The sequence below is a fragment of the Acinetobacter marinus genome (assembly GCF_900096915.1).
Lineage (GTDB): Bacteria > Pseudomonadota > Gammaproteobacteria > Pseudomonadales > Moraxellaceae > Acinetobacter > Acinetobacter marinus.
The window spans coordinates 18,192-27,604 of the sequence record NZ_FMYK01000012.1; the positions used below are offsets into that span (position 1 = coordinate 18,192).

General features: G+C 41.4%; 10 protein-coding genes. 8 read left to right on the forward strand and 2 right to left on the reverse strand.

Annotated elements, in window-relative coordinates; genetic code table 11:
• Positions 1–31: 31 nt before the first annotated feature.
• On the reverse strand, positions 32–889 hold the full coding sequence (gene pabC, locus BLQ60_RS13375; RefSeq protein WP_092621624.1) for an aminodeoxychorismate lyase: 858 nt from the start codon (positions 887–889) through the stop codon (positions 32–34).
• Between the two features lie 194 nt (positions 890–1,083).
• Here pabC and BLQ60_RS13380 point away from each other — a divergent pair, with 194 nt between their 5' ends.
• From BLQ60_RS13380 to BLQ60_RS13415, 8 genes are all read left to right on the forward strand, one after another.
• Positions 1,084–2,091, forward strand: coding sequence for a sulfate ABC transporter substrate-binding protein (locus BLQ60_RS13380; protein ID WP_092621628.1), 1,008 nt, complete (start codon positions 1,084–1,086; stop codon positions 2,089–2,091).
• A 61-nt stretch (positions 2,092–2,152) separates the two neighbouring features.
• A complete protein-coding gene (locus BLQ60_RS13385) occupies positions 2,153–2,812 on the forward strand; it encodes an RBBP9/YdeN family alpha/beta hydrolase (RefSeq protein WP_092621667.1) in 660 nt (219 codons plus the stop codon).
• A 58-nt stretch (positions 2,813–2,870) separates the two neighbouring features.
• Positions 2,871–3,704: a sulfate ABC transporter permease subunit CysT gene (gene cysT, locus BLQ60_RS13390; RefSeq protein ID WP_092621631.1), complete on the forward strand. Its 834-nt coding sequence runs from the start codon at positions 2,871–2,873 to the stop codon at positions 3,702–3,704.
• Entirely contained in the window at positions 3,701–4,564 is an 864-nt protein-coding gene (gene cysW / locus BLQ60_RS13395; RefSeq protein ID WP_092621634.1) for a sulfate ABC transporter permease subunit CysW, read from the forward strand. Before cysT ends, cysW begins: the two co-directional genes overlap by 4 nt.
• A gap of 88 nt (positions 4,565–4,652) precedes the next feature.
• Positions 4,653–5,717 (forward strand): sulfate/molybdate ABC transporter ATP-binding protein, encoded by a 1,065-nt coding sequence (locus BLQ60_RS13400; protein WP_092621637.1) that lies wholly within the window; start codon positions 4,653–4,655, stop codon positions 5,715–5,717.
• A 177-nt stretch (positions 5,718–5,894) separates the two neighbouring features.
• Positions 5,895–6,815: a CysB family HTH-type transcriptional regulator gene (locus BLQ60_RS13405; protein WP_092621640.1), complete on the forward strand. Its 921-nt coding sequence runs from the start codon at positions 5,895–5,897 to the stop codon at positions 6,813–6,815.
• A 189-nt stretch (positions 6,816–7,004) separates the two neighbouring features.
• Positions 7,005–7,217 (forward strand): DUF1272 domain-containing protein, encoded by a 213-nt coding sequence (locus tag BLQ60_RS14295; protein WP_425283418.1) that lies wholly within the window; start codon positions 7,005–7,007, stop codon positions 7,215–7,217.
• A 517-nt stretch (positions 7,218–7,734) separates the two neighbouring features.
• The gene (locus BLQ60_RS13415; RefSeq protein WP_092621646.1) at positions 7,735–8,796 is read left to right on the forward strand and encodes a sulfate ABC transporter substrate-binding protein; all 1,062 of its coding nucleotides are present in this window, start codon (positions 7,735–7,737) and stop codon (positions 8,794–8,796) included.
• Positions 8,797–8,850: 54 nt separating this feature from the next.
• On the opposite strand, the gene BLQ60_RS14085 is transcribed toward BLQ60_RS13415, so the two are convergent.
• Entirely contained in the window at positions 8,851–9,021 is a 171-nt protein-coding gene (locus BLQ60_RS14085) for a hypothetical protein (RefSeq protein ID WP_171259120.1), read from the reverse strand.
• Between the last annotated feature and the right edge of the window lie 392 nt (positions 9,022–9,413).

Below are 9,413 nucleotides of genomic sequence, written 5' to 3' on the forward strand. Positions count from 1 at the left end.
TAATCAATAAATATTGGGAAATGCAACTCGGTTAAAAATCATGGAGTTGCAATTGCTGAAATAGCTGCTCACAGAGATGATGATCAAGCGTTTGCTGTACCTGATCAACGATCAATGTGTGGACAATTTGCATGGGATGTAAGGCATTGCATAAGAAAATTGCCTGAACCGATGCCAATTCCGAGCGGCTAATTTTACGGATTTGGTGCGCAATTTGAAAGTGTTGCATGCGAGATAAAATCTCTTGGCGCATCACACCATCAATGCCTGCCAATGCCAAATCTGGCGTATGCCATTGTCCTTCGAGATAGACAAAACAATTGCTGGAAATACCTTCAACTAAATGCTCATGTTGATCAAAGCATAATGCTTCTTGCCAAGCCTGTTGGTTGGCTTGATGTTTCAATAGCACTTGCTCTAGTCGATTCAGACTTTTAATGCCACGCAGTTGTTGCATTGGCGTAGATAAGGCTTGATCTATCAATCCAACTTTTTCTAAGGTTGGAATTTCGGTGGTAAATGCCGTTTGAGGATAAAAGTAAAAATACAAATCGGCATCTTGATCAGGTGGTGCGTAGCCACGTTGTCCCTGCCCACGACTGATGAGAACTTTTATAGTGCCTTGTGCATTTTCGCCATATTGCGCTGATATTTGATCTAAGCACTTTACTTTAGCTGTATTGATGCGATCCATATCACAATTCAAGCAAAGCGCAGAAATCGCCTTTTCAAAGCGTGCAAGATGACCTTGCCAAAGCTGAATTTCACCTCGGATAAATTGTGCTGTACTAAAGCATCCATCCCCATATAAAAAACCACGATCTTCAATAGAAACAAGATGTTGATGCTCATGATCAGAGATCATTTTGGCGTTTTTTTGAATCAGCATAATCAGTTGTTCTTCGGCGATACGTGCATCATTTCAAACTATTCATCGTTTTAAAACAACTTATAAATCATTTTTTTTCATATGAATTGCGTTTTTAATTATTTTTTATGCTTTAGAAAACTACCTATGCTTGCCTTATCGAAAACAGCGAATACTTTTGCACACATTCAATTTTCATATTTTGGAGAAGATTCATGAAATTTAACCGCATTAAAACAGGTATTGCCATCGCACTTTTAGGTTTAAGTAGTGCGACTTTTGCCAAAGATTTTCTCAATGCGTCTTATGACCCGACCCGTGAGCTATACACCGAGTTTAACAAATCTTTTGGCGACTGGTGGAAAGATCGCACCAAGCAAGATGTTAATTTTAAACAATCACATGGCGGTTCAGGTAAGCAAGCCCGTGCTGTGATTGATGGGTTGAATGCCGACGTGGTGACTTTGGCATTGGCAGCGGATATTGACGTGATCGCTGAGAAAGCAAAATTACTGCCTGCAAACTGGCAATCCAAACTGCCAAATAACGCCACACCATATACCTCAACCATCGTGTTCTTGGTTCGTAAAGGCAATCCAAAAGGTCTGCAAGATTGGGGCGATTTGGTAAAAGATGGCGTCGAAATCATCACGCCAAATCCAAAAACCTCGGGCGGTGCACGTTGGAACTATCTCGCCGCTTGGGCTTGGGCGAAGCATCAAAAAGGTGGTAACGATGCCAAAGCACAAGAGTTTGTCCGTCAGATTTATAAAAACACCAAAGTACTGGATTCAGGCGCTCGTGGTTCGACCACAACCTTTGCAGAGCGTGGTATCGGCGATGTACTCCTCGCTTGGGAAAATGAGGCGCATCTTGCGATTCGTGAACAACCGGGTAAGTTTGAGATCGTAACACCAAGTCTGTCGATCTTGGCTGAGCCACCTGTTGCGATCGTGGAGAAGAATGCCAAGAAAAATGGCAATGAAAACCTTGCCAAGGCTTATCTGAACTACTTGTACTCCCCTGCAGGACAAGAGATTGCGGCGAAAAACTATTACCGTCCACGTAATCAAGCAGTGCTGAAAAAATACAGCAATGTCTTTAAACCGTTGAAATTGGTCACTATCGACAAAGAATTCGGCGGTTGGAAAAAGACCCAGAAACAACACTTTGATAATGGTGGCGTATTCGATCAAATCGTTAAAGCCAACAACAGCAAGTAATGCAAATTTTAATAGGGCAAATTCCAACTTTGCAATGAAAATCAACCAAGAGGTGGCGCAGATGAGCAAGTTACAACATTTACATAGCATCATCGTTCCAGGTGTAGGCGATAGTGATGCCAATCATTGGCAATCATGGCTCGCCTATAAACTGGGCGACTCCTCTCGAGTTGTGCAAGAGGATTGGCACAAGCCTATGCTGAATCATTGGGTGCAACGCTTTTATCAGCATGTCAGCCAATTTCAACGTCCGATCCAGCTCGTAGCACACAGCTTTGGTTGTTTAACTACCATTGCAGCCTTGAATCAATATCCACAGCTAAAGCAATGGGTTGAACAAGTGATTCTCGTTGCACCTGCCAACCCTGCACGGTTTTCTACAACAGGTTTTGCAGAACGTGCGAACAGCAATGATTCATCTACAGACGACGCTTATACAACGGACTCTTATGCGACAGACTTTTTGAAATACACGCTCGATTTACCGACCTTACTGATCTTAAGTGAAAACGATCCGTGGCTCGCATTTGACGATGCTATCACCTATGCCAAAGCGTGGGATGTACCGTATATCAACCAAGGGCTTGCAGGACATATCAATGTTGAATCGGGTTATGGCGCATGGTGGCAGTTGCTTGATTATTTACATGTGATGCAACAGCAACCGTTTTTATTTCAAAAGAATACCGTGTTGCAAAGACGTTTTAGTTTGGCAGGTTAATTCGCATTCTTTTTTTGTTTTTAGATTTTGAGCGTTTTTTGTTTTAAAGGTATCTCTTATGGCACGACAGTCCCGTGTGATCGCAGGTTTTGGTTTATCTCTTGGGATTACCTTAACGTATTTGACCTTGATCGTGATTTTGCCCTTATCTGCAGTGTTTATCCATTCCCTCGGGATTGGATGGGATGGATTTTGGGAGATTTTAGGCTCAGAACGTGTGTTGAAATCCTTACAACTGAGCTTTTCTACCGCCCTATTTGCTGCGGCGTTAAACCTTGTGTTTGGTTTGATTTTGGCATGGTGCTTGGTGCGTTATCAATTCTTTGGTAAGCGTCTAGTTGATGCCATGATTGATTTGCCGTTTGCCTTGCCAACAGCGGTTGCAGGGATTGCCTTGACCGCACTCTATGCGCAGAACGGTTGGATTGGTCAGTATTTTGATCGAGTTGGGATTGAGATCGCCTATACACCGATCGGGATTACGTTGGCTTTGGTATTTATTGGGATTCCTTTTGTGGTGCGCACGGTACAGCCTGTACTTGCCGACTTGGAAACGGAGCTTGAAGAAGCCGCCAGTGCCTTAGGTGCAAATCGTTGGCAGACCATTACAAAAGTCATTTTCCCGATTTTACTGCCTGCGTTACTTACTGGTTTCGCCCTCGCCTTTGCACGTGGTGTCGGTGAATATGGCTCGGTGATTTTCATTGCAGGGAATCAGCCCTATCAAACGGAAATTGCACCGCTGTTGATTATTTCTCGCTTAGAAGAATATGACTATGCAGGCGCAACCACGATTGCAGTGGTGATGTTAGTCATTTCATTTATTTTCTTATTGATTATTAACCTGTTACAAGGTTGGGCAAGTCGCCGTACAGGGAGAACCGTATCATGAACGCCAATCATTCTTCAACGGCATTGGCACTGCGCTTACAGTCGCAAGATGCCACTCGTGAGCCAAGCGCTGTACGTTATGTCTTGATCGGTATCGCCCTTTTATTCTTTGTCAGTTGCTTAATGTTGCCTTTGGTTTTGGTCTTTGTTGATGCCTTCCGTCAAGGTAGTGCAGTATTTTTTGCAGCATTGGTTGAGCCTGATACTTTATCTGCGGTGAAACTCACCTTACTCACCGCTGCTGTGGCTGTACCGCTGAATGTGATTTTCGGTGTCGCTGCGGCTTGGGCGGTGACCAAGTTCCGATTTAAAGGCAAATCTATTCTGACCACGTTGATTGATTTGCCATTTTCAGTATCGCCTGTGATTGCAGGTCTAATGCTTGTCCTACTGTTTGGTACGCAAGGTTGGTGGGGTGAATGGTTACAAGATCGTGATGTGGCGATCCTCTATGCCGTGCCAGCAATCATCCTTGCGACTGTATTTATCACCGTGCCTTTTGTTGCTCGTGAGCTGATTCCACTAATGGAAGCGCAAGGTACAGAGGAAGAAGAAGCGGCGATCGTACTGGGTGCTTCAGGTTGGCAGACGTTCTGGAAAGTAACTTTGCCCAATATCAAATGGGGTCTGCTCTACGGTGTGATTCTGTGTAATGCCCGAGCGATGGGTGAGTTTGGTGCGGTATCAGTAGTGTCTGGGCATATTCGTGGCGAAACCAATACCCTGCCACTGCATGTCGAGATTCTCTACAACGAGTATAGCTACAGTGCCGCATTTGCCGTAGCAACATTGTTAGCGTTACTGGCAATCGTGACCTTGATTATCAAGACGTGGGTTGAGCTTCGTCAAGAACGACAGTAAGCCATATTCGTTTAGCCATACATTTATTTAGTCACAATTTTAGCCAAACTAATCAGTAATTTATCAGCACAAATTTTAGGAATTCGACATGAGCATTCAAGTAAAAAACATCGACAAACATTTTGGAAATTTCCACGCACTCCAAGACATTAGCCTTGATTTCCCAGAGGGCGAATTGGTTGCCCTGCTTGGTCCATCGGGCTGTGGCAAAACCTCACTTCTTCGCATCATCGCAGGTTTAGAATCGGCGGATTCAGGTCATGTACTTTTAGAAGGTCAAGATGCGACTGATGTACATGTACGTCACCGTCAAGTTGGCTTTGTCTTTCAGCATTACGCCTTATTTCGTCATATGACTGTGTTTGATAATGTCGCATTTGGCTTACGTGTTCGCCCTCGTAAAACACGTCTAAGCGAAGCGGAAATTAAGAAAAAAGTCACTCGATTACTCGACCTTGTACAGCTTGGCTTTTTGGCAGATCGTTATCCTGCACAGCTCTCGGGTGGTCAGCGTCAGCGTATCGCCCTTGCTCGTGCTTTAGCGGTTGAACCACGTGTGTTATTACTCGATGAACCTTTTGGCGCACTTGATGCCAAAGTGCGTAAAGAACTGCGTCGTTGGTTGCGCAATCTGCATGATGAGTTGCACATTACTTCGATCTTCGTCACCCATGATCAAGAGGAAGCACTGGAAGTTGCCGATCAAATCGTGGTGATGAATAAAGGACAAGTCGAACAAATCGGTACACCACGTGAAGTCTACGACTATCCTGCGAGTCCGTTTGTATTTGATTTCTTGGGTCAGGCAAATCGTTTTGACGGGAACGTCAAGCAAAATACCTTACAACTGGGTCAGTCCAATTTGATTCTGCCTGATCATCAGGCACGTGCTGAGGGTCAAGTGATTGCCTTTGCTCGCCCAAATGAATTGCACATTCATACCACACCACAGCACAATACCATTCAGGCGCATTTTCAACGTGAGCTGTGGATTGCGGGGGAAATTTTGGCGGAGTTTCGTGACAATGATGGACGCTTGATTGAAATTCGTTTGAGCCCTGAACAAGCGGGTCAATTACAACTGCGAGCGCAACAGTCGGTGTGGATTGCTGCATCGAATTTACATATTTTTGATGTGGCAAAATCAGCTTAAGGCTTCACATTAATCAATTGCTTAAAGATTAGTAGTCATAAAGTTGCTATACTGATCGCACGAAACAGGCTTAATCTACTGAAATGATTAAATATTTATAATATACTTAATCACCCATTTTTATGCTCGGCTTAGATCAGTCAAATGGCGACTTTGCAGTATTCACGGAGATATTGAGTGAATTTCCAACAATTAAGAATTATCCGAGAAACAGTACGTCAGAACTACAATCTGACCGAGGCATCCAATGCCCTCTACACCTCGCAGTCTGGGGTGAGTAAGCACATCAAAGATTTGGAAGATGAGCTTGGGGTACAGCTTTTCGTACGCAAAGGCAAACGCCTACTTGGTCTGACTGAACCTGGACAGTCACTACTTGGAATCGTTGAGCGCATGTTGGTCGATGCGGATAATATCAAACGCCTTGCCGATGACTTCAATCTGGTTAATGAAGGCACACTCACGATTGCCACTACGCATACCCAAGCACGCTATGTGCTACCGCCGATCGTCAGTCAATTTAAAAAATTATTTCCGAAAGTCCATCTGGTGCTACAACAAGGCAGTCCAGTAGAGATTACTGAAATGCTATTGCTCGGTGAGGCGGATATAGGTATTGCCACGGAATCATTGACCACTGAAGATGCTCTAGCAAGTGTGCCCTACTATCAATGGCAACATTGCATCTTGACACCGAAAGATCATCCGCTGACCCAAGTTGAAGAGTTAAGTCTATATGATCTCGCCGAATATCCGCTGATCACCTATCACGGCGGTTTTACAGGACGTTCGAAGATCGACCAAGCCTTTCAAGAAGCTAGCCTTGACGTGGAAATCGTCATGTCTGCGCTCGATGCCGACGTGATCAAAACTTATGTCGAGCTAGGCATGGGCGTGGGTATCGTCAATGGTGTAGCATTCGATGCTGAACGTGATCACCGTTTAAAACAGATCAAAACCTCACTATTTGGCACCAACACCACATGGATTGCAGTGCGCAAAGGACATTTACTGCGAGGCTATGGTTATGATTTTATTTCACTGTGCTCGCCAAATACGGATATTAAAGCCTTAAAGAAAGCGGCTTATCCAGAGTAAGTGTTACAGTTTGGAAAATGCCATCGTTTATAGTGTCTGAATTAGACGGATTATATAAACGGTGGCTTTTTTGTACTTTTAGATTAACCATTGAAAATGTATGAAATATCCACTATTTTCTAAACATGCAACATCAAAAAAATTGAATATTTGTCTTTAAATCTTGGTCAAGGAATGACGATGCTAAAAATGAAATCTAAATGTGAAAAATGCCAACAATCGTTGAGCCATGAATCTTTAGCCTATATCTGCTCTTATGAATGTACTTTTTGCGAAATATGTAGCACTGCGATGCAACACATCTGTCCAAACTGTTCAGGCAACTTGTGCGAACGTCCAAAACGCACCAAACAACCTTTAAATGTGATTAAAGATCAAATAAAACAGAAGTTTTTTAAATAGTATATTGATAAATCAATGCTTCTTTTAGATTCAAACTAAAGAATAATTAAACTTAAAAAAAATAAGCAGTATCGGCACGCATATTATTATATTTATCAAATACTGCTTTGAGCGACTTCTATATTTATTTGGCTTTTTTAATGATTTCTATTTTTAGAATTAACAGTCTAGGAAGAACATTATGCAAAATTATTCCCACATCTCACATGCAGAAAAATTTACCATACAATTCAGCTCACCACGATTATAACGAATATGCTTTAATGTCATGCCTTACTCCACTTAGGCTACTTGCCTGTACTTGATGGTTTTTAATATCTGATTGTTAATATAATGCTTTAACTTTTACTTGAGAAATAATTGATTAAGCTATTGATATTCATATTTATGAATTACAATCATTTAATTTGACTTGCTTATGCAGTTTATAGATAACTTTTTCAGAATGATTCATTTCATCAAAATATAAATATTGACTATATTCCAAGAATGAAAATATACACACATTGAGGATATTATGCGTTTTTCATCATTACTACTTAGATCAGACAAAGCAATTTCAAACAACGCATTGCAACGAAAATCCCTACTTGCAATCGGTTTGGCATTCGGGCTTTCTTTTGGTGCAACTTCATCTTTATACGCCAAAGATTTTTTAAATGTGTCTTATGATCCAACCCGTGAGTTTTATCAGGAATTTAACCAATCCTTTAGCCAGTTTTGGCAAAAGCGCACAGGTGAAACCGTTGATTTTAAACAATCACATGGTGGCTCTGGTAAGCAAGCTCGTGCCGTTGCCACAGGTTTAAAAGCCGATGTAGTGACTTTGGCACTTGCCAATGACATCGAGGAAATCGTCAAAGCAGGAGCGATCGAACCCAATTGGCAAAAAGAATTTCCGAATAACTCTGCACCCTACACTTCGACCATTGTATTTTTGGTACGTAAAGGCAATCCGAAAAATATCCGTGATTGGAATGACTTAACTAAAGATGGTGTCGAGATCATCACACCAAATCCAAAGACTGGCGGTGCGCCACGTTGGATCTATCTGTCGGCTTGGGGATATGCGCTCAAACAGCCCAATGGTAGCGATACCACGGCACGAGAGTTGGTCAAAAGGCTCTATCATAATGTCAAAGTCTTAGACTCAGGCTCACGTGGATCACTGACCACCTTTGCTGAGCGCGGTATTGGCGATGTGCTGCTTTCTTGGGAGAATGAAGCTCTACTCGCTACGCAAGGTTTTGGCAAAGGCAAATATGACATTGTCTATCCGTCGATCTCTATCTTGGCAGAACCTTCGGTTGCGATCGTTGATCAGACCGTTGATAAAAATGGTAATCGACAGCTTGCGACAGGCTACATCAATTATCTGTATTCACCACTTGGTCAGGAGCTCGCAGCGAAATATAACTTCCGTCCACGAGATGCCAAAGCTGCCAAGAAATATACCTCAAAATTCCCTAAAATACAGACTTTCGATATCAATACAGTATTTGGTGGATGGGCAAAGGCACAGCAAACCCACTTTGTAAATGGTGCAATCTTCGATCAGCTTTATAATGATAGAAAGTGATTTTCATATAAATTTTGTATTCGAGCTATTATCTTTCAATGTAATAGCTCAATATTATTCATCTATATCCTCTAATTTAATTTTTTCAAAAGAAAATTGCTTAACCTTTTTAGGTACGGATTTTGTACCATTTTCAATTCTCTTTAAAAAACTATAAAACTCTACATCAAAAAATCTTATATCTCTACTTCTATATTTTGGTAAATTATCAACAATTGTTTCCACTATTATACTTCGTTGTGATGTAGTTAAATTAGAGAATTCATTTCAATTACTTTCTAGATCCAATAATATTTCAAAATTAGAAAATAAAAAGAAACTATCTTTTTGATGCAAAACAATTGGCTGATCAAAAAAAATAATATCTAGAGACTCCAGCCATTCGGCTGATTTACTAGAAATATCATTATTAGAAAAAATATCAGTTTTAGATATTATTTTCAATTTATTTGATAAAAATTCATCCCATGTAATCTTAGCATCACCAACTAAAAAGTCTATAGAATGGATATTTAATTTATCAAGGCTCTAGACTAGCAGAATAACCATGTTAGTCTAGAATCATGATAGAAAACAGTAAATTAAGTCGCTACAAAATTAAAAAAATAATTCAATGC